Raw genomic sequence first — 23,759 nt, 5'->3', positions numbered from 1 at the left:
TATATTTATTGTGAAGGTGAATCATTGTTAGGTAAAAAAAAGCCTGCAGCTTTTTCGCCGCAGACTTCATTTTTTTGCTACTCGTTTAAAAAGGTTGTCACCTTGTTCTGGATTAGCTTGGCTACTTCCTCCGCAGACTTTTGTCCGTTAAAGAAGGATGAGACCTCTGCATTTAAAATGGCATACACTTCCATGTCTGGTGACTGATAGCTACGTGCTGTATCAATCATTTGTTTGAACTGCGTAAATTGTTCGTCCGACACCTTGGGTACTTTCCCGCTTGAAAGCTTGTACGTTCCACTTTTAACTTGCTTCTGAATCTCGTTCAGCTGCTTCTCATTCACGGATTTAAGCAGTGAAAATCCTGTTCTTCCTGGCAAGGTTTGCACTTCATCGGATAATAAGAAGGCAATAACCTTCCAAGCCTCCTCTTTAGCCGAGGAATTGACTTGTACGGCAAACTGGGATGCAGAGCTAACCCTCGCTCCGCCCGTTTGTTCTGGTTGTTGCAGCAGTTTCGGATTGGAGAAGATTTCATACAGACTCATTAAACCTTCTGGCTTTGAGATACCATTTGAGGAATAGAAAATAGAAGCTCCCTCATCCCCCGTCATGATTTTATCATCATACATTTTCTTAACTTGGTTCATCAATCCGACGAATACAGGAGAGTCGATCTTTGCCGTTTTCGTTGAAATATCAACGAACTCTGAGTATCTTCCCACAAACAAATCTATAAAGACGCTTTCTGCTGGATAAAACGCTAAACCGTAGCGCCGCTCTTTGCTGCCCTCTCCCAGTTTCTTCACCGTATTCTCAAAATCCTTCCAGGTCCACTTCTTATCGTCAACATTCGTGTTCTTAAGAATGTCCCCATCTCCTGCAAAAACACGTAAGTTGAACCCTAAAGGCATGGCATACAGACTACCACTGCGCTTCAATACATCCAAAATGTTCGTTTGCAAATCGTTTTTATTTAGCGTTTTGTCTTGCTCTATGGCCCCATCCATGTTCAGGAGAAGCTTTTTGCTCACATAATCTTCGATAGGCAAACTGCTTATTTCGAAAATATCCGGACCTTTCCCTGATAGCAAGGCTGTATTTGTCGTGGTTTTATATTTTTGATTATCTTCTGTAAACTGAAATGCCAGATCAATATCCGGATACTTTTCTTCAAACTTTTTCTCTACCGTCTGAAAAAATCCGTATTCTCCCGACTGTACAAAATAATTCGAAGGATCAAGCGATCCTGACATCGCCATAGTCACGATCGTTTTCCCCTCTTTGCTTACCGGCTTCTTCGTATTTGACAACGCCTCGCTTGCCGGCTCCTTCGTATTTGACAAACCTTTGTTGTCTCCCGTACTGCACGCGGTCATTGAAATTGTTAAAATACCAATAAAAATCATATACATACATTTTTTCATCGAATGATTCCTCCTATAATGATCTTTTTTACTTGCTTAACTATTGCAAACGAACACGGTTTCCGTCTTGTAAAGGCTCGCTACTTTCCATAATAATCAGGTCATCCATATAGAGATTATCCGCTTGAATCATTGTTTTTTTGCCATTCGCTTCACTGGATCGAATTCGGACTTTACGGGCTATATAGCTATTGCCCAAAGTCCCCCTCATCTCTTCAATTTTATATACAAATGTGCCTTCAGAGTCCTCATGAATTGCCTCATTAGATAGGACCAATCCTTCTTGCTGTGAGCGCTTCTCCAATTTGACCTCGACCTTCTCACCCCCTCTCAGCTCGGAATCAGCAATCCTTATGCGAAGAGACTTCTGCGGAATTGGTGGGGTAAGTCCTGTTTCTCCACGTGGGCTCCCGATAAGAGGTTCTGCAGGGGTCATTTCATCAATCGTGCCGTCGATCATACGGATTTGTTGAGCTTGTTCTGTGTCTGCACTGGTATGTACCTTGACCTCAACCTTATCTCCGACCGAAACCCCCAGGCTCGAAAGCAGCGTTGCATCGGCAGAAATATCCAAGCGATATCCTAGACTGCTATTCGAGATAAGAGCATCCGGATCTCCCGTTGACGCTACCCCTTCAATAGCATTCAATTTATTAATAATCCCATCGTACGGAGCGATCATCTCCCGTTGGTTAGTCAGACGATCTCTCAACTCGTTAATTTTACGTTCCTGGACGCCCTGATCCAGTTTAAGCGTTTCAATATTACGTCTTGCATTCCGGATCTTGAATTCATCCCCTTCCGTGTTCAACTGAATGAACTGATCTTGAACATTTTGCAGCTCGATTTTCTGCTTTTCTAAGTAGGCAAGTTGATCTTCCAATTCTCGTTCGGCAGTTGTACTGTCATAAATGATTAGCTGTTGCCCCTTCATCACGCGATCCCCTTCTTTCACGAGAATCTTCCTAACTTTCCAATCGGCAGGGTTCGATAATCTCATTTCGGCAAATGGTTGCAATATACCACTACTTTCAATCGTAAACATAAGACTCCCGTTAACCGCCTTTTCTGTTCGCACTTTCGGCAAGGTCAATGATTGCAACGTGTTACTGAATAGCGTAAAAAACAGTAACATTCCCATAAAAACAATGAATACAATTTGAATGATTCGGGTGCGCCTGCGATCACCCCGCTCTTTTTCTAACTCCATCTGACGTCTTTCACCTCCTATTCATCACCCCTTAATGCCCGACAATTGAACACCTTTAATGAAATACGTTTCCGCATACAGAAACAACAGTACCATCGGAGCCATGTAAAGCATCGACGCGGCGAAAGCAATCCCCTTTTCAGCAGTCACATTGGATAAATAAACCGATAGCGGCTGCTTGAATGGGTCGTCCAAAAAAATAAGCGGCTGCTCCACCATGTTCCAATAATCGACGAACAAGAGGATAACCAGTGCAGCCAAACCCGGTTTGATCATCGGAATAATAATCTTGTAAAAAATTCGCAAATGCCCAGCTCCATCCATCTTTGCCGCTTCGATATAGGCATATGGAATACCCAGCATGAACTGCCTAAGCATAAATACACCGAAAGCTGCGAAAATACCAGGTAAAATAATCGCATTCCTACTGTTCAGCAGCCCAAGCTTATCCGCCATAATGTAATTTGGCACTAGCGTCACTTGGAATGGCATGAGCATCGTCAAGACATAGACGAGGAATAAGGGTTCTCGGCCACGAAATTGCAGTTTGGAGAATGCATACGCAGCAAGTGCTGCTACGAGGGCTTGCCCTATGATGATCGGCACTACCAAAAATACCGAATTCCAGAACATCGTCAAATATCTCGGGCTGCTTACCAACACCTTGCCGTACTGCTTCAAGGTCACTTGATCCGGCAGCAATTTTGTATTCACAAACGGATTTGCTTTCCCTGCAACTACTTTGTTCATCTGTCCTATCGGTCCATAATTGGTACCAAGTTCTTGATCTGACATCAGTGAATTCGTGAAAGTAATCACAATTGGCATTATTAACAGGACTGCAATCGCGACCATGACGGCCGTTAACGCACTTTTTTTCAATATGTTAGTAAATAACACAACCTGCTCCTCTCCTATTCCATGAACTGCCGATAGCGGCGTTCAAGCGCAAGCAATCCAATGACGATCAGAATAATACAGCCAGCCATCATGGTCGCCGCCGCAGTCAGCTTCTGAATATTCAACGTCGTGAACATGTTATTCATATAGTGCTGCATCATGTATATACTGTCATGCGGATAATCACCTGCAATCAAATACGTTTCCCGGAATACTTTAAACGAATTAATAATCGACATGATAACTACAAAGATTATTGTGGTTGTTAAATAAACCATTGTAATACTGCCAAACTGTCTTAAGCGCCCTGCGCCTTCCATATTGGCGGTTTCGTAATAATCCTTCGGGATTTGCTGCAGTCCCGCCAGAAATAAAATCACGTTATAGCCGATGTTCTTCCATAAATAAACGATAATGATGACATTTCGGGCTGCATCGGTCTTCATCCAATCTACACGCTCAAATCCGAAGCTGCTCAGCCAGGCGTTCAGCGAGCCGTTCCAATCGAACATCATTTGCCAGATCAGAATAATGGAAGCGACAGGAACAACCAGTGGCAGCACATAGGCAGTTCGCAGCCATTTGCGCAGATAGATATTCTTACTCAGAAGCATCGCCAACCCTAGCGACAGCACAAGGATAAGCGGTACGCTGATCGCACTAAAATAAAACGTATTGGATGCCGCCTTACGGAAGGATTGACTAGCAAGCAGCTCACGGTAATTATTTAAACCTACAAAATGCTTGTCTGCCGTACCGCTCGTAAAAGAATAGAACACTCCCATGGCGAACGGGATCAGATAAAATAACGCGAATCCGAAAACACTCGGCATGAGAAATAGCAAAGCCGCTGAACCATCCTTTCGAATCCATCTTTTCAATAAATCCTGGTTCATCTTCGCAACCTCCTCCCATTATTACTCCAGACCTTCGGATACTAAATTTTGCGGAAAGCGGACTTCGAAAAGCGTGCAAATTAAATTGCTTTGAGCCAAAATTGTGCCTCGATGCTGCGTGACAATATTTTTCGCAATCGATAAGCCAAGGCCGGAGCTCCCCTCTTGATGCGTGCGTGCTCGATCGCCAGTAAAAAACATATCGAAGATGTACGGCAGCTCTTCCGGAGGAATGCAATCTCCGTAATTAATGACTTGAATCACAACATCTTCTACGTCCATATGGCAGTTAATATCTATAAATTGGCCATCATTTCCATAGCGAATAGCATTCGTCAACAGATTTTCAAATACGCGTGCCAATAGCTCTCCATCACCCCAAACAGTCAAATGCGGCATCACATTCAAGCGGGTTGTTAGGTTGTTTTTCTCAAATGCAGGGTATAATTCCTCGTTTAATTGAATGAGAAGCTCGCTTAGATCAATTGGTTTTTTTTCAATGGTAAGCTTCCCGTAGTTCATTCGAGTTATTTCAAACAGCTCATCAATAAGCTTTTCTAAACGTTGAGCCTTCGTAAATGCAATACTCGTATAGTGTTTGATTCGCTCTGCTGCCAGTTGATCGTCCTGCAGAATGAAATCCAAATAACCTAATACGGAAGTTAGCGGCGTACGCAAATCATGAGCCAGATTCAAGACTAATTGTTCTTTGCTGGTTTCAGCAAAGTCCCCTCTCTCCAACGCTTGCTGCAATTTCTCACTTGCCAGATTGATATCCCTTGCAATATCCCCAAACTCATCTTTGGATGGAATACCTATACGACTGTTGAAGTTGCCATTCGCAAGCTGATTAATTCCACTGGATATTTCATTGAAATAGGCCGCATATCGTTTGGTGAACAGAAAGAAAAACAAATATGAAAGAGGGATGAAAATAAGCAAAAAGAAGTTGATGTCCCCAATATCTCTTATGAAATAACGAATAGTCGTCAACGGATTTTCGAACTTGGTCGTATAATAATAGATCTGCAGAGCTTTATAGAGTAAATAGGTAATAGTAGCGGAAACTAGCATACTCAAGCCAAAAAGTTGGATCATTTTAAAGCGAAAGCTTTGGAACATTTTAGCCATTAAAGGTATACCCCACGCCCCAAACTGTTTTTATCAGTTTATTCCTATGCAGATCTTCGCCAAGCTTCTTCCGCAAAGTACGAATATGTACCATAACCGTATTGCTGCCTTCATAGTAGGTATCACCCCACACCTGTTGAAAGATGTTTTCCGCACTATAGATTTTCTTTGGATAACTGACTAACAGATACAAAATATCAAATTCTTTTGGCGTTAATTCAATAAGCTTGTCGTAAAGGATTACCGTGCGTTCTTGGGGATAGATGACCAGTCCGCCTGCCTCTAACATAACTCTGTCCGGTTGCGTTGATTGATTAAACAGCTTGGAACGCCTCAACTGAGCATTAACACGAGCAACCAATTCCATGGGGTTGAACGGTTTGGTCACATAATCATCTGCTCCTCTAATTAGTCCGGTAATTTTATCGAGGTCGGTCGCTTTGGCACTTAAGAAAATGATTGGCAAGTGATGTTGCTCTCGAATCAGCCTTGTAACTTCATAACCATCCAGCTCAGGCATCATAATATCTAAAATCGCCAAATCAATAGAATGAGTCAGAACAGCAGAAACAGCTTGCTGACCATCAGATACTTTCAAGCTGCGATAGCCCTCTTTTTCCAAATGCAACTCAATCAGATCGGCAATCTCTGTCTCATCATCCGCTATCAGAATTGTGATCGACTTCATTCTTCCCACCCCAATCAGGAATGCGTGGTCACAATGACCCCATCCATATTGTTGCCTGATATCTCGTAGCGACCATCCGTCGGCACAAGGATCATTGTGTTATTAGCAGAGACAGGATAATAAGAAATCTCATAGGTTTGATTATTTATAGTAGTCGTGATGGACTTCTGTTCTTTCAAGTAATCCAGATACTCTTCCAGGACCAAATTCTTTTCCTGCATAATTGCGCTGTGCGGCAAACCAACATATCGAAAATGCCAGGGCTCAGACTGGATACCTGTGATTGCCGTTTTGTCACTCGGATAACGCAAGATAAATCCGTAGTCCCCTGCGTTTTTTTTCAACCACTTGCCTTCGGGGGCTCGGCTCATCTCCGCTTCCGTTGACCCAATATCAAGCGATAAGCCTAAATTATGCTCGCTATAACCTGCGGGCAAGGCATATTCAGGACCCATTTGTTGATAGAGCTTATTTTGTTCTTTATTGTCCCGATATCCGCTGCTGATTAAAAATCGGCTAACTCCATCATTTGCTGCGGCTCCAATCATTGTTGTGAATTTTTGCACTAAGCTTGGTGATAGCTGAATCGTTTTGTCCAGCACAATGAATCCATTCATCAACTCCTTATTTTGAAACAGATTGACCGCATCGGTCGCTTCACCTCCTGAAGGTACAGGATGATCTTTATTGATCAATAACAAATTACCTTTATAAATCTGAGCTTTAGCTACTTTGATAGCATGATTGTTCTTTTGAGAAGTCACCTCTTTCGTTTGACTATCTACTTCCTGAGATTCCGCGTTAAAAACTTTCGCTTTTAGCTGAGCAACTCCACAGCCAAGCACGACAAGTATGACAAGACAAAAAACCCATTTCTTCATCCTTAGTTCCTCCTAACCCTTCATGCACTTTAGGATAAGGAAAACTAATTAAGAAAAAATGGGGTTAAAAATAAAATTTTTCTTAAACTTCTACTTTGTAGTAATTGTTAGACGAATAATAGCTCCTGTATTGCGTCGGTGTCATCCCCGTCTTTTTCTTGAACAGCTGATTAAAATATTTAATATCCTGGTACCCAACCTTCTGAGCGATTGAAGACACCGTGCAGTCTGTTGAAACTAGCAGACGGCAACTTAATTCAACACGTAGTTTATGTACGAAATCCGTAAAGTTCATTCCGGTCCGTTTGACGAATCTACGCCGAAACTGTCTTTCGCTTAGACCCACCATAAGGGCAAATTTACCTATTTGAAGTGGCTCGGCGACCCGATCGCGTATCATGTCGATGACATGATCTAGCTCTACATCCGTGCTGTCGGATAAAGACAAATCTGAATCACCACTTTCACACCTCCGAATATGCATAAGAATTCTAAGCAATTCCAGCTGCATCATCTGCAAATAATCTGGCCGTTTCCGCACAAACTCTTCGAATAACGTATTGAACATAGACTGGATTGAACCATCTCGATCTTTCCAATGAACCCACGTCTGCTCTGGATACGGCGCTGTAAGTAAGTGAATCATGTCTCGATCACCAGCAAAAAAATCAGCAAGTTTGCAAACAAACGTCGAACCAAACAAACAGTTGTAAACGATCAATTGATTGTTTCTGGACTGTGCGCTTGCCGGACGGAACACATGTGATACCCCGATCGGCAGGAAGAATAAATCTCCCTTTGCTACGGGCAGTGTCTGTCCTTCGATATAATGAAATCCGCTGCCTTCGCTAACGTAATTGATTTCGACAAACTCATGGTTATGCTCCGCAAGCTCGAACGACTCCGATACTCTGTTAACGAAAATCGGTGCATCTGGTGTCAAATACATGCTCGATGGTGTTGTTTCTATATGTCTTTTTGCACGCATGGCGCCATCTCCTTTCCAATGTCCGAATACCCCCTATATTTCGTCCTCTTCGACACCTGTTTGATGTTGATTCCTAGTTTATACTACATATAAGAAAATTGCATCTGGAGGTTATTTCATTAATGGCAAACAACAAGCAGTGGCAAGCCCAATGGATCTGGTCTGGAGGAGAAGAAAGTCCACGGAACGAATGGCGGTGCTTTCGCAAGCAATTTCAACTTCGTGGAGAACCTATCCAGGGAGAAGTCCGTATCAAAATTACAGCAGATTCCCGGTATGTTTTATTTGTTAATGGGGCCCAAATCGGACGCGGTCCTGTTCGTTCTTGGCCGTTTGAACTCGCGTACGACGAATACGAAATCGGTCATCTGCTTCATACAGAATCAGACAACACAATCGCAGTGATGGTCATGCATTATGGGGTCCCCACGTTTCAATATTTACGCGGCCGCGGGGGCGTTCTGGCTCAAGTTGAACAGACCGCTCGAAACGAGCACAACGTCATTCTTGCAACCGATTCCACTTGGTCAACGGCTATTCATGCCGGTTACGACACCTGCTCCTCCCGAATTTCCTGTCAGCTTCCGTTTACCGAAGTAATGGATGCAAGGAATTGGGATGATTCCTGGACGAGTTCGGGCTTGGAAGGCGCGGGCTGGGAGCCCTCATCTGTTATCGGCTCGGCAGGCATGTTGCCATGGACTCAGCTTGTTGAACGTGATATTCCCCCGTTGACCGAAGAACGCATATATCCTGTCCGTATCGAACGTTTGAGCAGGGTGAAGCCAAGATCATGGGGAGTGGCACTCGACCTGCGCAATCATTTCGTTCCTGACAGCGAAAACCACGCCAACAATGTACGGTTTTGCGGGTATTTATCCACCGTGATCCGTACGAAGAATCCGATTCGCGCTACAATCGGAATCGTCGACAACGGACGTCTGTTCGGGCCCTGCAGCCTTAACGGAGTTTGGTATGGCGAAGAAGCATTTCATGGTAGTAGCCCTGAACGGTACTTGGACATTCAATTGGCTCAAGGGGACAACTTTTTCATGATGGATGTACAAGGAACGACTCACGGACATGCTTTCCATTTTGCAATCGATAGCGACGATTGGTTTGAAGTTGTCTCCCCGCTTGAACATCGACCTGACAGTGCGGGCTCTCGGTCGACATTTGCAACCATTGGCCCTTTCGATCATATCGAAATCATTGATCACAAGCCCGAACGCCAGATCAATTCGTCCCATCCGGACTACTTACGAGCCAAAGGCATCGCACGTGCAGCCGAACTCAGCGAATTCGAAGCTTGGGTCAAAGAGGTCGATAACAGATACGTCAGCAGTGATGATGTTTTCAGTGGGTGCGTATGGAAAAAACATTCGGTACAGCTGCCGGTTCCATATGCCCTGCAAAATGCGGTCATCGCCAACCAAACAGCCGCTACCGTTCCCATTTATCCAGGTGAGCACACTGAACTGATTATCGATTTTGGTAAGGAGTATTCCGGGTACATTGAATTCGAGGCGGAAGCAACGGCAAATACCATCATCGACTTTTACGGCTTCGAGTACATGAGAGACGGATGGATCCAGCATACTTACGAACTTGATAACACGATGCGCTACGTATGCCGGGAAGGCCGTCAGACGTATTCGTCCCCGATTCGGAGAGGATTCCGCTATTTAATGGTCGTGATTCGGAATGCCGACGCGCCAGTCAAGCTTCATTACGTCTCTGTGCTGCAGAGCAACTACGCCGTTGCGGAAATCGGCCGCTTTCAATGCTCCGACCCGCTGCTAGGCGAAATTTGGGAAATCAGTAAACATACGACGCGTCTTTGCATGGAAGATACGTTTGTCGATTGCCCTGCATTTGAACAAGCCTTTTGGGTAGGCGATGCCCGTAATGAAGCGCTTGTGAACTATTATGTGTTCGGCGACGATGCGATCGTAAAACGGTGTTTGCGTCTCGTCCCCGGCTCGCAATTTCAATCTCCCTTGTATGCGGACCAGGTCCCAAGCGGATGGAACAGCGTCATTCCGAACTGGACCTTCTTCTGGGCGATCGCCTGTCTCGAACTTTACCAATACACGGGTGACAAACAATTCGCCGAACAAATATGGCCTCATGTCCGTAATACGCTTGATCATTACCTGGAAAGGCTTGATGCAAATGGCCTATTAAATATGAAAGGTTGGAACTTGCTTGACTGGGCTCCAATTGATCAACCTCGTGATGGCGTTGTCACCCATCAAAACATGTTTTTCGTCCAGGCGTTGCGCTCTGCTGCGCTGCTTACGGAGGGGTTCGATGTGAAAATCGCCGAACGGTACACGTCCTGCGCCGACCGTTTGAAAGAGGCTATCAATGCATTTCTTTGGTCAGAAGATCGCCAAGCCTATTTAGACTGCATCCATAGCGATGGCGAAGTGTCGAAGATATTCAGCATGCAGACGCAAACAGTCGCTTATTTGTGCGGCATTGCGGACGGAGACCGCTTAAGCCGACTGAAAGCATATATTGCTGCTCCACCTTGTGATTTCGTGCAAATCGGCAGCGCATTCATGTCATTCTTTTATTATGAGGCGCTCGCTAAACTCGGCAGATTCGACATTATGCTGGAGGATATGCGTTTGCAGTATGGACAAATGATTGACAACGATGCAACGACATGCTGGGAAATGTATCCCAAACCGCCGGAAGAACGTCCCCATCCGAATATGCTGACGCGCAGCCATTGCCATGCCTGGTCAGCTGGTCCCGGATATTTCCTCGGCGCTTTCGTCCTAGGAGTCCGAGGTCTGAACGAAGGCTGGTCAAAAGTCATGATTGAGCCGCAAATCGCAGACCTTTCATGGGCAAGAGGAACAGTCCCGCTCCCTCGAGGCGGCAGAGTCGACGTTTCATGGCGTGCGGATCGGCTAAATAATAAGCTGCACATCAGAATCGAGGCGCCAAAGGATTTGGATCTCTCCATCGTCCCACCTCCCGGTTATGAGGCAGTTGTAGAATTAATTGAACTTGGATGACACTAAATTTACATCAATGATTGATAAGATCAGCCCTAGCGATTAGATCGTTAGGGCTTGTTTCTGATAGTTTATTTGAAGACGATAAATCGTCAATAAGATTTCGCTATTTGGACATCAACGTCTGATTGCTGTTGGACAAAACTCGCTTATAATGAAGCCATTACCATGTGTTAGGAAAGGAGATCTTCGATTTAAATGAGCGAAAACTACCATACACCACGGCAAGCTGGCAACAAAAATTATACAGCTGCCATCCTCACCATCTCATTGGTCGCAAATATCGTTATTTTACTCTTGTTCTTCTCACCGATTGGCTACAAGGGGGAGATCGAGTTCGACCTTACCATCTTTCCAAGAATCAATGGGTTGTTGAACAGCTTCACCTTCATCTTCCTGCTAGCCGCGTTGATCGCGATCCTACGGAAGAACGTAAAGCTTCACAAAGGGTTCATTCTCGCTGCTTTCTCTTCTACACTTTTGTTCCTTGTCTCCTACTTAACGTTCCATTACATGTCTTCGGAGACGGCGAAGTTCGGTGGCGAAGGCATTATCCGGCCGATTTATTTCTTCATTCTGATCTCTCACAGCATTCTGGCCGCTATCATCGTGCCGCTCGCCTTGTTCTCTCTCGTATGGGGATGGACTAACCAGTTGCATAAACATCGTAGAATTGTCCGTTGGACGATGCCAATCTGGCTATATGTCAGCTTAACCGGGGTTGTCGTGTTCCTAATCATGGAACCGTATTATTAAGGGGAATCGAAGACCGATAACAAAAAAGAGACCCACAGCAACGGGCTGCGGGTCTCAAGTTTATATGTTAAAGGGGGTCAAGTTTTATTAGATTGCCCGAAAGGTATTCCATAGTTGGAAGGAGCTGCCCACGGCTAATTGACGCCACCAGTCATATCCCAATTCATCGGAAATGACGAAGATTCTCTCGTACAGCTCATCCGCTTCTTTTTGGGACAATTGGACCTCGAGCGACCACTCCGTTAGCAGCTGATTTAACCAGTCATCTGTATCAGTGGAAAGAATCAAATCCTTGAACTCCTCATTCATTCGATTTACTCCCTTCCACCGCAGCCAATTCGTTCTTTTGAAGTCCCATCCTTGTGGCAAGAAGTGCCCGAGCCTGTGATATTTTATAGCGTACCGTACCTGCTGGCATCCCGAGCGCTTCTCCAATCAGTCTGCTGTTCATCTCCCCGACGACTTTCATCAGCAGGATGTAGCGAAGCTCCTCCGGAAGCCCGGCTAGGGCCGACTCAAGCTCGCGATACCGCTCGCGGCCAGCAATCAGCTGAGAGAGATCCCCAATCACAGCACTTTTCCCATTGTTCTGGACGCGCAGCCCTTCCTCCGCTTTCTTCTGGTTCGAAGACTTCCGGTAGTAATCTTTCACCCGATTGGCCGCAATGGAGAAGATCCAGTAGATACGCTGCGCTTCGGGGATTCGTTCAAGAGCCTCCATCCGGTTCCATATCCGCAGGTATATGTCCTGCAGCAGATCCGCAGCGGCATCTCTACTCCCAGTGCGTCCCAGCAGATACGAATAGACCTGCCGAGAATAGGCGACGTATACATCGTGAAACAAGTCCTTCCTCATCGCTCACTTTGGGCTGCTGCATCCTCTATCCCCACAATGTCACCTAATTTAACGACAGCTAGGAGTTGAAGCAGCGGAACGAGCTCCTTCGGAGCTCTCAGTTCGCCTATCACGACTAGTTCAGGAACTTTCTGTTTAAGTATGGTCATATCGATATCCGAGCCGAATTCAAAATTCCCGATAAGGATCATCGTCATCGGGTAGTCGATAAGTTCAAAGAAAGCCTTCGAGAACGTATCATTCCCAATGAACAGTCTGGGCGTTTCCCCCGTATAATACACGATTTGGCCGTTGAGTCGTGATACCGCACCTACCAATGCACTCTCCACTTTTTTGGGAGCGACAATTTGTCCGGCTACAATCACCTCTTTGAATCCGACTTCTTTGATCTCGGAGGTGATGATGATCTGGCCGGCAATGACGAGCGTGTCTTCGGGAGAACCCGAGCGGTTTGCAAACGCTTCACCATCCACTGTCAGTTGCCCGGTCAGCTGTTTAATTTTCCCTGATGTCGGCGGAATTGTCACCGTCATTCCGACGTTTCTCTGCGGAATTCTCATCAAGGTTCCAATCAACGCTTCTGGAGCGATAATAACACCGATGTTTTGAATCCGCATCACGGCTGCCAAATCATCCGGCTTCATATCGATTAAATTTAACATACCCAAATTCTCGATCTTGGTCCCCATTCCTTTTACCTCATCCATTGCATGCTCCTCCAATCGCTAGCGAATTGTTCTACATCTAGATAAACGCACGACTTCTTCAAGTGTTGGGATCTCGTGCAAAATAAAAAGCCTGCTCTTGACATATAGTCAAGAACAGGCTTGGATGTCCGTATTACAGTTTTACGACATTCTCCGCTTGAGGTCCACGTTGGCCTTTAACAACATTGAATTCAACGCGTTGCCCTTCGTCCAAAGATTTGAAGCCATCACCTTGAATAGCAGAAAAATGAACGAATACATCATCGCCCGTTTCCCTTTGAATGAAGCCAAAACCTTTTTCCGCATTAAACCATTTGACAGTACCTGTTTCCATTTGTATATAACCTCCAAAGTTTAAATGCCCCAACAAATCCGGACTATTTCGCTAGTATATCTCAAATAAGACGCAAAATCTGTTGGAATTTGTCTTATAAAATAGTTATTTTTCATAATGTACGAAGTCGTAGTTCGAAAAAATACTGTACAATTGGATGCTTTAACTTCATCTTCTCGGTCATGTTTAGAATTCGTTTTTTTCCAACTCGCCTGTCAATCAAAGCTAGAATATTCAATAAGATATCATTACTCTCTAGGCTTTCCTCTATAGAAATGGATAAAAACTTGGTAGCTATAACGATAAAATTTGATTTACTTAATGATGATTGTGCTGACAAAAGCTCCTTTGCATATTCCGCTATTTTTCTACTTCTTGCTATTACTTTTAAACGATCCTCCGGAACACTGCCTTTGGTACCTTTTCTGACCGCTTCAATTTCATCATTGTTGATAGGAATCTGGATATCTGGATCATTCTTAATTTCCAACTCGTTTTGATACCATCTGATTAAGGTATCACTCATATTGAGTATGTTCTTTTTATCTACAGCAATATAACAAAGTCCTGCTTTATCTGGTAAATAGCGGTAGCTGCTTGAAAGGTATTCAACCCTTCCATACAGCGCAGGACTGAGGAAACTTTCCAGATTTTGTTTCAATTTGCTCCAGGCCATTTCATTCTCCTATGTTTTATAATATAAAACCCCCGTTGAGGCACTCGTTCTTCTATCCATAATACAATAACCTCCACATTGATCAAAAACAACCTTAAACCCATTCCTTATTTTGAACTATCGCACGTTGTAGTATCTCTTTCACAAAAGCGCCCTTAGCATTCGTGTAGGCAAGACGGTCATTTGGGAATCGTTGTGCGAGTTCCAACTTTAAGTCGCCATATTTTTTGGCATCCTCTGGATGATTTCTTAAATAATCTCGAAAGAGGATATGACGCTTATATTCGGAGTTATCCATGGTACAGACGTATAGGTGATGCCAAGTTACATCAGTTGGAGGAATAAAAGCCTCTCGTCCCGCAGTTCCTAAATCGCCTTCATGAACATAGCCAATGGTGGCTAGCCTTTGAATAGCCTTAAGGACATCCGATTGCGTAGACACCACCACGTCGATATCTACAATCGGCTTCGCTGCTAATCCTGGAACGGATGTACTGCCAACGTGATCTATTGTGACTACAAAATCGCTTAAAACAGGATGAACAAATTCTCGTAACTGTTGAAACATTTGAATCCAACTAGGGTCATATTCAGTTACTATTAGACTGGTACCCATCCTAATCCTCCTGAAAGTAACAACATGTTATTACTGACTATATTTCTCTTAAAGCGTAATCAACAGCATATTCTGCATGAATCCTTGTTGTATCATAGACTGGGATACTACTATCATCTTGTGATAGGAGTATCGTAATCTCTGTACATCCAAGAATAACGGCTTCTGCCCCTAATTCTTTAAGACCTTTAATAACTCCCAACTCATTCCACCAATAAGACCTATTGTTTTCATCGAATTAAGCACCTCTAATTGTTATTTAATCTATTTTCGCACATACTGCATTCAATTGCAGCGATAGGCCGACTTTACTAGAAGACGGCAGCCACGGCTGCCGTCAATGATTTTCCAAGATTAATAAAGATCTCAATAGTAAGTGAACATTTGCCTAATATCGACCCTTCCCGAAAGATTCTCGCAAATGGCAGCATTCTTCTTGACTTCCTCGGCATTTCGCATACCGATTAAGGCGACATCGACATGAGGATTAGATAGCACAAACTGGATTAACGCTTGGGTATAATCAAAATTGTTTTCTGGATGAACCATCGCCATCCAACGTTGAAAAACCCCCGAAGTAAACGCTCGCATAACAGCAATACCCAGACCCGCTTTCTCCGCTTCAAGTAGGCTTCCAAAGGGTCTGTTCGGATCATACGGATGCTGCATGAATACATTGTAACAAATCTGCATGATATCAAACTGCCCACACGCGATGAAATCATAAACAGCTCGGTTCGAATCTTCACTGGTAAAGCCGATAAAACGAACCAAGCCCTCAGCTTTGAATTGCATCATTTGCTCCAATACCCCGCCATGAAAAACTTGCTGTACATCTTGATCCGTATAACTGGTACCGTGAAGCTGAAAAAAGTCCAAGTGGTCTGTCTGCAGACGCTTCAAACTCTGTTCTAGGGATCGCCGCAGTTCATCGGGATGACAAATTTTGGCCTTGCTTGCCAAAAAAACAGAATTTCGGCTGCCCTTCAAGGCGCATCCAATCAGCTCTTCGCTTTTACCGCTTCCATATCCAGGTGCTGTATCGAAATAATTAATGCCTGCTTCTAGAGCGGCGTCGATTGCTCCAATAATTTGGTTATTGTTCTCCGGCAAATCCGGATTGTATTCCCCCAAATAATTCCTTAATCCCGCTGGAGCACCGCCAAAGCCTATCCGACTTACCATTACTCCCGTTTTTCCAAATTCTACATATTCCATGTGTTTCACACTCCTTTGAAATGTTTATTCCCAACGTTTGTTAAAAAATAAAGAGGCAAGGAAATCCCTTACCTCTAGTACATATAAAATTCTTTTGGTTACATTTTACTTTTGAGCTAGCCGATTTTGGTACTCGACATTGAATTCTTCCGTAATCTTTTGGTAGTTTGCATCCTTCTTAAGCGTTTCAATATATTTATCCCAATCTTCCATTGTAATTTTCCCAATGATGACTTGTGTTTTCATGTCAGCGATTTTTTTCTTGTAGTCGGCACCCATCTTGATATCTGTATTAGAAACAAGACCAATCGCTGGATTACCAATGGAAATCTTTGCTCTTTCTTCTGTGATTTTCATGTTTCTCTGATAAATCTCTTTGGGCATGCCAGCCGCATACTGCCACAAATCAACGACAGGCGTACTGAACATTTTCCCCCACGTTGCAGTTCCTACGCTGTCCGCCACCGCTTTATCATTAGACACTTTTAAACCATCCGTAAGCGTATAATGAACATCTTTAATACCGTACAATGTTAAATCCAGCCCTTCACCGCCGGAACCGTAATTAACGAATTTTAAAATGGCCTTCATCTTCTCTTCCGGTACAGATTTCGGTATAGCCAGTACACCATTCATACCTGTACTTTGGGGCACGTAAGCTTTGCCTCCCGCTTTTGGAGCTAGGGAGATCATCGGCGTCCACTCTACCTTCGGGTCTTTCTTCCATTGGTCCATTGTATATCTAAATAGCGCCTCCGGAGTTTCATTCGTGATCCCGGCTCTACCACTTGTAGCGAGTTCCCAATATTGATTTTCTTTCAAAACCGGAAAGTCCTGCGGAATTAATCCTTCTTGGTACAATTTGCGTTGGTAGAGGAGTGACTCTTTCATTTCCGGTTCAAGATACATATTAACCAGCTTACCGTCAACGGCTTTCCACATGCCAACTGTCCCTAAGAATACTTCGTCTATGGTTGCTGATCCTCGCATCGTGTACCCGATCGTATCCTTCTTACCATCCGGCGCATTATCCTTAAACGCTTTCATCACCGTATAAAGCTCATCCATATTGGTCGGCATCTTAAGCCCAAGCTTATCTAGCCAATCTTTACGAATGTCGAAGAATCCGCCTCCATCCAAAGGCCGCCCAGCAGGAATTGCATAACTTTTGCCATCAATTTTGGTATTGCTCCACGTTTTTGGATTAATGGCCACAAGGTTCGGATAATCTTTGATATAAGGCGTCAAATCCCAGAATGCTCCCTGCTTCACCATTTGACGGAATAAAGCTGTAGTGATATCCGGAATTTTAATCAAATCCGCAATATCGCCGGCAGCCAGTGCCACATTAACGCGGTCCGCATAATCACTCCCCGGAATCCATTGCACTGTCAGCTTCGTATTCGTTCTTTTCTCGAATTCTTTCAGAACCGGATTATCCGCTCCCGGAGGCTGGGTTATCGTGAAGTCCGTCATGATTTTAATCTCGGTAGGCTTCGCTGGCGCTTTGGTCTCTTCGTTCGCAGTCGTTACTCCATCCTTCGCCGGGGCCGAAGAGGGCGATGAGGAGCAGGCTGCTGTAAGGGAAAAGGATACAACGATCGTAGATAAAACGAGAAGCGCTTTTTGTTTCTTTAACAATTTGGTTTCACCGTTTTTCATTTTTTAACTCATCTCCCATAAATTTAGTGGTTAGACCGGTTCACCTTGCCTAGATTGCGCTTACATAATCGGAGCTTTCATACCGTGCGTTACACTGTCCAGCCACTTTCACTAACTTTGCTTTCATAATAAGCATCGTCAATATGTAAACCGAAGCCAGGGGTCGAAGGCACAGAGATTTTACCCTCCTTAATGATATAACCTGAAGTGTCGATACCCGGAATTTGTGCCTCATCCCATTCAACAAACATGAACCCTTCGATGGCCGGATATACCTGAGCTGAAGCGAAGTTACCGTAAAAACCACCGTAATTGTGTGGTGCTGCTTTTACGCCGCTTTTCGCCAATCTTTTGGCTAATTTCAACCAATTCACAATGCCATAGTCCTTCAAATCATACTGAATAGCATCGATCAAGCCTTGTTCCGCCCACTCCACAATCGGACCGGCAGCTAACCCTTCACCGTCTGTGATCAGCACATTCAATTTCTCCTCGCGCAGCCACTCCTTCAAATTGCGGTAGAGCCTATCATCTTCGTGAAAAGCTTCCTCTATCCACAACAAATTAGACTGTGCTGTTTCTTTCAATACATGTTTGGTCAAGTTCAAATTGTACCCATTGTTCGCGTCAATCGAAATGTTACATTGGGAACCAACTGCATCCCTAATCCCGTTAACAATAGCAATATCTCTTTTGGTGCCTTCCATTAAATCCATATGCATGGCGCCACGGCCTACTTTAATTTTGAAACCGCGGAAACCTTCGTTATATCCTTCCATGGCTTCTTCCTGAAGCAGTTTGACCGCGTCCTGTTCAGAACTTAGATGCAGATCGTCGAAATACAAGGATGTGTCGTAGCAAGGAACAGTTAATGGAGATGTCCACTTTTTATCGCTCAATAGTTTATACACTGGAATTTCTCTTACCTTTGCAAGCCAATCAAACAGTGGGAATTGAATGCTTTCAAAACGGTCTTTAATCCATTGTTCCTCACAAAATATATCGCTTACCGAAGCTCCGATCATGGCTTCGGCTGCTTCCCGAGAGATGCGTGACCAACTGTAACCCACGATGCCCCCAATCGTAATTCGAACCAGAGGAAAGCTTACTTCTTTTCCATGTACACCAAGCCTTGCATTGCAGCCAGCCAGTCTCCTGCGTTCACCTTTCATAATCACCTGCTCGATTTTCTCAATACGCCAATTTTTTTCCAAGTCAGAAAAGTTAATCATTCTACTCTAGTCTCCTTTACGATCCTATTTATTTGTTTGACAAGCCTGCTGGATGAATCAGTTCTGATTATCCTTTAACAGAGCCTAACATAACACCTTTTGTAAAATGCTTTTGCAAAAATGGGTATACCATCAAAATGGGAATCGTTGACACGACAACTGCGGCCATCTTGATCGTTTGAGTAGGCAGCTGCTTATCCGAAGCCATCTCTACCGCTACTGCTCCGCCGACTGAAGTATCGGAGTCAATGAGCATGTTGCGCAGTACAATTTGTAAAGGCACCTTTGTAAAATCATTAATATACAGTACGGCACTAAAGAACGTATTCCAGTAGGCCACTGCATAAAATAACCCGAATGCGGCGAGCGATGCGACAGAAAGCGGTAAAATAATTCGGAAAAAGATGCTTAGGTCATTACACCCATCAATCATTGCCGCTTCTTCCAGCTCTACAGGAATGCTGTCAAAGAAACTTTTCATCAATATCACATACCAGCCGCTGGTCAACACGGGGACAATCAACGCCCACACACTGTTAATGAGACCCAAATCGCGGACCAATAAATAAGTAGGGATAATTCCCGGATTAAAAAGGATCGTAAACATGACCATGATCATCATGGCTTTCCTTCCACGCAGTCTTTTGCGAGAAAGTCCGAATGAGAAGGCAGATGTTACCATGAGGCTTAACATAGTTCCCACCGTAGCTAGAAAAGCGCTGACTCCGGTTGCACGAATGAAAGCGGATGTAGAAAGCAAGTATTCATAAGCACCCACACTCCATTTGCTGGGGAACAGGACAAAGCCATATTTCTCTATGTATTCACTTGGTTCCGTAAAGGAAACGATGAATACGTAATACAAGGGAAATAACGTAATAATGCCAATTACAACAAGCAGCAGGACATTCGCCATACCAAATATACGGTCTCCAAGGCTTTCCCTCATTGCATTCCCTCCTTTTTAGTACACACCCTCTTCGCCGAAGCGTTTGGCCAACCAGTTAGCCCCAACAACAAGGACAAGTCCAATAACGGATTTAAACAAACCTGCCGCTGTCGTATAGCTGAATTGTCCTTGCTGGATCCCATTTCGATACACATAGGTTTCGAAGACGTCGGCAACGTTTGCTACTGCGCCATTGGTCATCAAAAATACCTGTTCAAAACCAACATCCATGATTTGCCCTAAGCGCAGAATTAAAAGGATAATGATGACATTACGGATACCTGGTAGTGTAATATGCCACATTTGTCTAATCCGGTTGGCCCCATCGATCTTCGCTGCTTCATAAAGTTGCGAGTCAATGCCTGTAATGGCTGCGAGGAAAATAATCGTTCCCCAGCCCGTGTCTTTCCAAATATTTTGACCCGTAAGCAGACCCCAGAAGTAATTCTCGTTCGTCAAAAAATCAATTTTGGAAAAACCTGCATGCTCGAGCAGCATATTCACAATCCCATTCGATTGCGAAAGTAATAGAAAGGTAATCCCTGCGATAATGACCCACGAAAGAAAATGCGGTAAGTAGACAACCGATTGTATAACGCGTTTAAAATATTTGTTGGTCACTTCATTCATGCAAAGTGACAATAGGATAGGAAGTGGAAAGAAAAAGACCAGACTCAATAGGCTAATCATCATGGTATTACGAAACAATAGAAAGAAACTGGGATTTGTAAAAAACCGAACAAAATTTTCAAAACCTACCCAAGTGCTTTTCAAAACTCCCAAATAAGGTGAATAATCCTGAAAGGCTATAACCAGCCCCCACATCGGGTAATATTTGAAAATAAGAAAATACAGGATTCCTGGAAGAACCAATAAATATAGATACTTGTCACGTTTGAATTCGGACCACAATGAAGTCTTTGCCTTTCTTTGAATAAGTTGTCGCTGCTTTGCCTTCGTCACTTGGATATCCATGTACCAATCCTCCCTTACATTGCTAGTGATCAGCTGATGGCCTAAATTTAAAGCACAAGCTTAATGAGCGCAATACTAATAAATTATTACTATGTCTCGAAAAATTTCCGGCTATCGTCTTTTTTTGAAATGAACAAAAATGAACAAAAAAACCCTTCAGACAGGAGGAAGGGCTTTTAAATAGCAACTATTGCGTATGCTTTTCCCGATACTGCCGGGGAGTAATGTCCTCGCTCTTTTTAAACATTCGGATCAGGTAGGACGGTTGATAGTGCAATTGCTCCGCGATATCATTGATTTTCATATCCGTTGTAACTAGCAGCTCCTTACATTTCTCTATTCTCATTCGAACCATCGTATCGATAAAATTGATTCCGTTGATTTGCCTGAACGCTTTGCTTAGTTTGGAAGCGCTCATCTGCAACTGATCCGCATACATTTCAAGGGAAACATCCAGTAAGATGTCCTTCTGCATTTGCAAAAGCAGATTATCTATGATTTCTCTTAGATTGCTATCGTAGGTTATTGTTAACGTTTTGACAAAGGGCCGTATCAGCTTATATTGGAACCACTCCACGATTTGGTCAGGCTCGGACAACTGCATAAGTTGCTCATAGAGATGAACCCCGCCATATAAGGCGAAAAGGTTCACTTCGTGCTTGATAATCGCATTATGGATGGTTCCGAGCAGTTTCATCATACCTTGGTGAACCATTAATTCAGCGCTGTTATTGCTTTGCAATTCAAGCATGAATTGTTTGATGAGACGCATTGCCTCATCTTCAAGTCCCATACTGACCGTATGCACAATCTCTCTTTCCAGCTCAAAAGGGAAATGATTCTGACTCGTATTCGTCAACATGAACTGACTCATATCCAACACTTGATTTGACGTATGGTGATCACGAAACCGCAGTGCTTTTCGCGTCTCCTCCAGAATCTTGGGTATGTCCTCTATCGTATCGGATATTTTGCTCGTCACAATCGTAACCTTTAAACGCAGAACATTATTGATCGCCACGATGTAGTCGTGGGCAAGTTTGTTGAAATTCGCTTTAATCGCTTCATTCGAGCTGGTTGGATCTAGAACGAATAATACACCAATGGATAAGTCCTGAAAGTTAATGATATGAACCATATTTGCTTTCTCAGTGCTTAGCTCTTTAATAATATTAGAGGCCGCGAAAGTGACCAACTGAGCATCCCGTTCCGAGAATTTTCCACCTGATTCGGAAATACCGTGAAACTGTGCGACCATAATGGCAAACCTTTTATATGCAACATCCCAATCAAGCTGCTTTAATTTCTGAATAAGCTCGGATTCCGTGTGCGTGTACAAATTACCTTGCAAAAATTGCAGTAAGAAGCTCTCCCGGAGCGCAGGTATGGACTGCTTAATCTGAATAGAAAGGTCTTGCTCTACTTGAAGCTGCAGCTTCCATTGATGCTCGATATACGTAATTTCATTTTTCTCGTTCGACCTGTTAGCCCTAGAATTTTCAAAAAGACACTTTAACCGATAGATGGGATCATATATTTTGTTGGAAGCGAACCATGAAAGCATCAACCCAATTGTCAATCCAAACACACTAATCCAAAGAATAAGAGTGGACAAGGAAGTAACTGGCGCTATGATTTGCGACACAGGCGTGGCAGAGACAACCGTCCAATTACTACCTAACTTGGAAATCTTCCCGTACGATACGTTATACTTTTTATGATGCCAGTCGAATTTGAACATATTCTCATTGGCATTTTCCATGATAATTTGGCTTTTTAATGCATCTTCCAGGGTCAGCGACTCTTGACTATCTTCATGACTTGGCAGAGTCGTTAAATAGTCTCCATTTTCATTAAAAAGAAAAGCGACTCCTTCTCCTGAAACAAGCTTCTGAACCATTGTGTTTAATTTATTTTGATCCAAGTAAATAATGAACATCCCGAAGTTACCATACATTTGTCCACCTGGAAGCTTAATAATGATCGCTTTATTTATCGAGTCCGGCATATTAATCTTTTTTAAAGAATAATTCCAATAGATCGTTCGCTCTTTATCAAGTAGCGAATTCAACAGGTTTCGGTCCTCATCTGTTCGGACAGATTCAAACCCAGCCTCATCTCCGATGATCTTATCTGAATTACGCAAGTACAGGCTTACACTGTTAATAAGGGAATTCGATTCGGTTATTAGTGAAAACGATTTCATAAGTTCGTTTGTTTTTTGGAACTCCTGAACGAAATCCAGCTGCTTCAGTGTCTCGTCCAAACTCCGGTCGAAGGCAAGTCGCACAACAGAATGCTCCAGATTGGCCAAATAATCATTTAATTGCTGGATCGATGAATGCAGCTGATTCTGATGAGCCTTGTTCACTTCGGTTTCAATCCGATCGGTTCCGATATAATAAATAATGACGCCTATAAAAGCAATAGGAATGCAAGTAATCAGCAGTACAATGCCCAAATTTTTCCAAAATATAGTTCCTCTGCTTTTACTCATTTGCTTATTCATCCGTTTTTCTTCACACCTCACCGTCCGAATTTAATAACCTACACATTAATTTAATAATTCGTCACTTATGCAAATATTCCTCCAACAGTTCAGCTATCTACTACTTTATTAATCAA

General features: G+C 43.6%; 23 protein-coding genes. 2 read left to right on the top strand and 21 right to left on the bottom strand.

Annotation, left to right across the window (positions count from 1 at the left end; genetic code table 11):
• Positions 1-77 precede the first annotated feature (77 nt).
• The 8 genes from AC58VC_RS17745 to AC58VC_RS17710 form a co-directional block, all read right to left on the bottom strand.
• Positions 78-1,427 (bottom strand): ABC transporter substrate-binding protein, encoded by a 1,350-nt coding sequence (locus AC58VC_RS17745; protein ID WP_497370105.1) that lies wholly within the window; start codon positions 1,425-1,427, stop codon positions 78-80.
• A gap of 40 nt (positions 1,428-1,467) precedes the next feature.
• Entirely contained in the window at positions 1,468-2,637 is a 1,170-nt protein-coding gene (locus tag AC58VC_RS17740; protein ID WP_497370104.1) for an efflux RND transporter periplasmic adaptor subunit, read from the bottom strand.
• A gap of 24 nt (positions 2,638-2,661) precedes the next feature.
• A complete protein-coding gene (locus tag AC58VC_RS17735; RefSeq protein WP_497370583.1) occupies positions 2,662-3,492 on the bottom strand; it encodes a carbohydrate ABC transporter permease in 831 nt (276 codons plus the stop codon).
• 59 nt (positions 3,493-3,551) lie between these two features.
• Entirely contained in the window at positions 3,552-4,433 is an 882-nt protein-coding gene (locus tag AC58VC_RS17730) for a carbohydrate ABC transporter permease (RefSeq protein ID WP_497370103.1), read from the bottom strand.
• A 21-nt stretch (positions 4,434-4,454) separates the two neighbouring features.
• Complete coding sequence (locus tag AC58VC_RS17725) at positions 4,455-5,564, bottom strand: sensor histidine kinase (RefSeq protein ID WP_497370101.1); 1,110 nt, start codon at positions 5,562-5,564, stop codon at positions 4,455-4,457.
• Entirely contained in the window at positions 5,557-6,252 is a 696-nt protein-coding gene (locus AC58VC_RS17720; protein ID WP_497370100.1) for a response regulator transcription factor, read from the bottom strand. Before AC58VC_RS17720 ends, AC58VC_RS17725 begins: the two co-directional genes overlap by 8 nt.
• 14 nt (positions 6,253-6,266) lie before the next feature.
• Complete coding sequence (locus AC58VC_RS17715) at positions 6,267-7,133, bottom strand: M15 family metallopeptidase (RefSeq protein WP_497370099.1); 867 nt, start codon at positions 7,131-7,133, stop codon at positions 6,267-6,269.
• A gap of 82 nt (positions 7,134-7,215) precedes the next feature.
• The gene (locus AC58VC_RS17710; RefSeq protein WP_497370098.1) at positions 7,216-8,121 is read right to left on the bottom strand and encodes a helix-turn-helix domain-containing protein; all 906 of its coding nucleotides are present in this window, start codon (positions 8,119-8,121) and stop codon (positions 7,216-7,218) included.
• A gap of 122 nt (positions 8,122-8,243) precedes the next feature.
• Between AC58VC_RS17710 and AC58VC_RS17705 the strand changes: the two genes are divergently transcribed.
• On the top strand, positions 8,244-11,153 hold the full coding sequence (locus AC58VC_RS17705; protein ID WP_497370097.1) for a family 78 glycoside hydrolase catalytic domain: 2,910 nt from the start codon (positions 8,244-8,246) through the stop codon (positions 11,151-11,153).
• 198 nt (positions 11,154-11,351) lie between these two features.
• Positions 11,352-11,909 carry a DUF420 domain-containing protein gene (locus tag AC58VC_RS17700; RefSeq protein WP_497370095.1) on the top strand — a complete coding sequence of 186 codons (558 nt, stop codon included), beginning with the start codon at positions 11,352-11,354 and terminating at the stop codon, positions 11,907-11,909.
• Between the two features lie 87 nt (positions 11,910-11,996).
• Here AC58VC_RS17700 and AC58VC_RS17695 read toward each other — a convergent pair whose 3' ends face one another.
• The 13 genes from AC58VC_RS17695 to AC58VC_RS17635 all read right to left on the bottom strand — a co-directional run bounded on the left by AC58VC_RS17695 (position 11,997) and on the right by AC58VC_RS17635 (position 23,631).
• The gene (locus AC58VC_RS17695; RefSeq protein WP_497370094.1) at positions 11,997-12,218 is read right to left on the bottom strand and encodes a hypothetical protein; all 222 of its coding nucleotides are present in this window, start codon (positions 12,216-12,218) and stop codon (positions 11,997-11,999) included.
• A complete protein-coding gene (locus tag AC58VC_RS17690) occupies positions 12,211-12,765 on the bottom strand; it encodes an RNA polymerase sigma factor (protein WP_497370093.1) in 555 nt (184 codons plus the stop codon). Before AC58VC_RS17690 ends, AC58VC_RS17695 begins: the two co-directional genes overlap by 8 nt.
• Positions 12,762-13,472 carry a hypothetical protein gene (locus AC58VC_RS17685; protein WP_497370091.1) on the bottom strand — a complete coding sequence of 237 codons (711 nt, stop codon included), beginning with the start codon at positions 13,470-13,472 and terminating at the stop codon, positions 12,762-12,764. Before AC58VC_RS17685 ends, AC58VC_RS17690 begins: the two co-directional genes overlap by 4 nt.
• Positions 13,473-13,605: 133 nt before the next feature.
• Complete coding sequence (locus tag AC58VC_RS17680; RefSeq protein WP_497370090.1) at positions 13,606-13,806, bottom strand: cold-shock protein; 201 nt, start codon at positions 13,804-13,806, stop codon at positions 13,606-13,608.
• A gap of 112 nt (positions 13,807-13,918) precedes the next feature.
• Positions 13,919-14,482, bottom strand: coding sequence for an SF0329 family protein (locus tag AC58VC_RS17675; RefSeq protein WP_497370089.1), 564 nt, complete (start codon positions 14,480-14,482; stop codon positions 13,919-13,921).
• A gap of 94 nt (positions 14,483-14,576) precedes the next feature.
• On the bottom strand, positions 14,577-15,098 hold the full coding sequence (locus AC58VC_RS17670) for a GrpB family protein (protein ID WP_497370088.1): 522 nt from the start codon (positions 15,096-15,098) through the stop codon (positions 14,577-14,579).
• A gap of 37 nt (positions 15,099-15,135) precedes the next feature.
• Positions 15,136-15,300, bottom strand: a complete 165-nt coding sequence (locus AC58VC_RS17665) for an aspartate/glutamate racemase family protein (protein WP_497370087.1) — start codon at positions 15,298-15,300, stop codon at positions 15,136-15,138.
• A gap of 164 nt (positions 15,301-15,464) precedes the next feature.
• Entirely contained in the window at positions 15,465-16,316 is an 852-nt protein-coding gene (locus AC58VC_RS17660) for an aldo/keto reductase (protein WP_497370085.1), read from the bottom strand.
• A 105-nt stretch (positions 16,317-16,421) separates the two neighbouring features.
• Positions 16,422-17,978 (bottom strand): extracellular solute-binding protein, encoded by a 1,557-nt coding sequence (locus tag AC58VC_RS17655; protein WP_497370084.1) that lies wholly within the window; start codon positions 17,976-17,978, stop codon positions 16,422-16,424.
• An 89-nt stretch (positions 17,979-18,067) separates the two neighbouring features.
• Positions 18,068-19,210, bottom strand: a complete 1,143-nt coding sequence (locus AC58VC_RS17650; protein WP_497370082.1) for an enolase C-terminal domain-like protein — start codon at positions 19,208-19,210, stop codon at positions 18,068-18,070.
• Between the two features lie 67 nt (positions 19,211-19,277).
• On the bottom strand, positions 19,278-20,159 hold the full coding sequence (locus tag AC58VC_RS17645; RefSeq protein ID WP_497370081.1) for a carbohydrate ABC transporter permease: 882 nt from the start codon (positions 20,157-20,159) through the stop codon (positions 19,278-19,280).
• Positions 20,160-20,174: 15 nt separating this feature from the next.
• The gene (locus tag AC58VC_RS17640) at positions 20,175-21,134 is read right to left on the bottom strand and encodes an ABC transporter permease (RefSeq protein ID WP_497370080.1); all 960 of its coding nucleotides are present in this window, start codon (positions 21,132-21,134) and stop codon (positions 20,175-20,177) included.
• 187 nt (positions 21,135-21,321) lie between these two features.
• Positions 21,322-23,631: a helix-turn-helix domain-containing protein gene (locus tag AC58VC_RS17635; protein WP_497370079.1), complete on the bottom strand. Its 2,310-nt coding sequence runs from the start codon at positions 23,629-23,631 to the stop codon at positions 21,322-21,324.
• Between the last annotated feature and the right edge of the window lie 128 nt (positions 23,632-23,759).

Source organism: Paenibacillus sp. J22R67 (genome assembly GCF_059692175.1).
The sequence above is the reverse complement of the archived record's forward strand: the minus strand, read 5'-3'. Positions and strand labels throughout refer to the sequence as shown.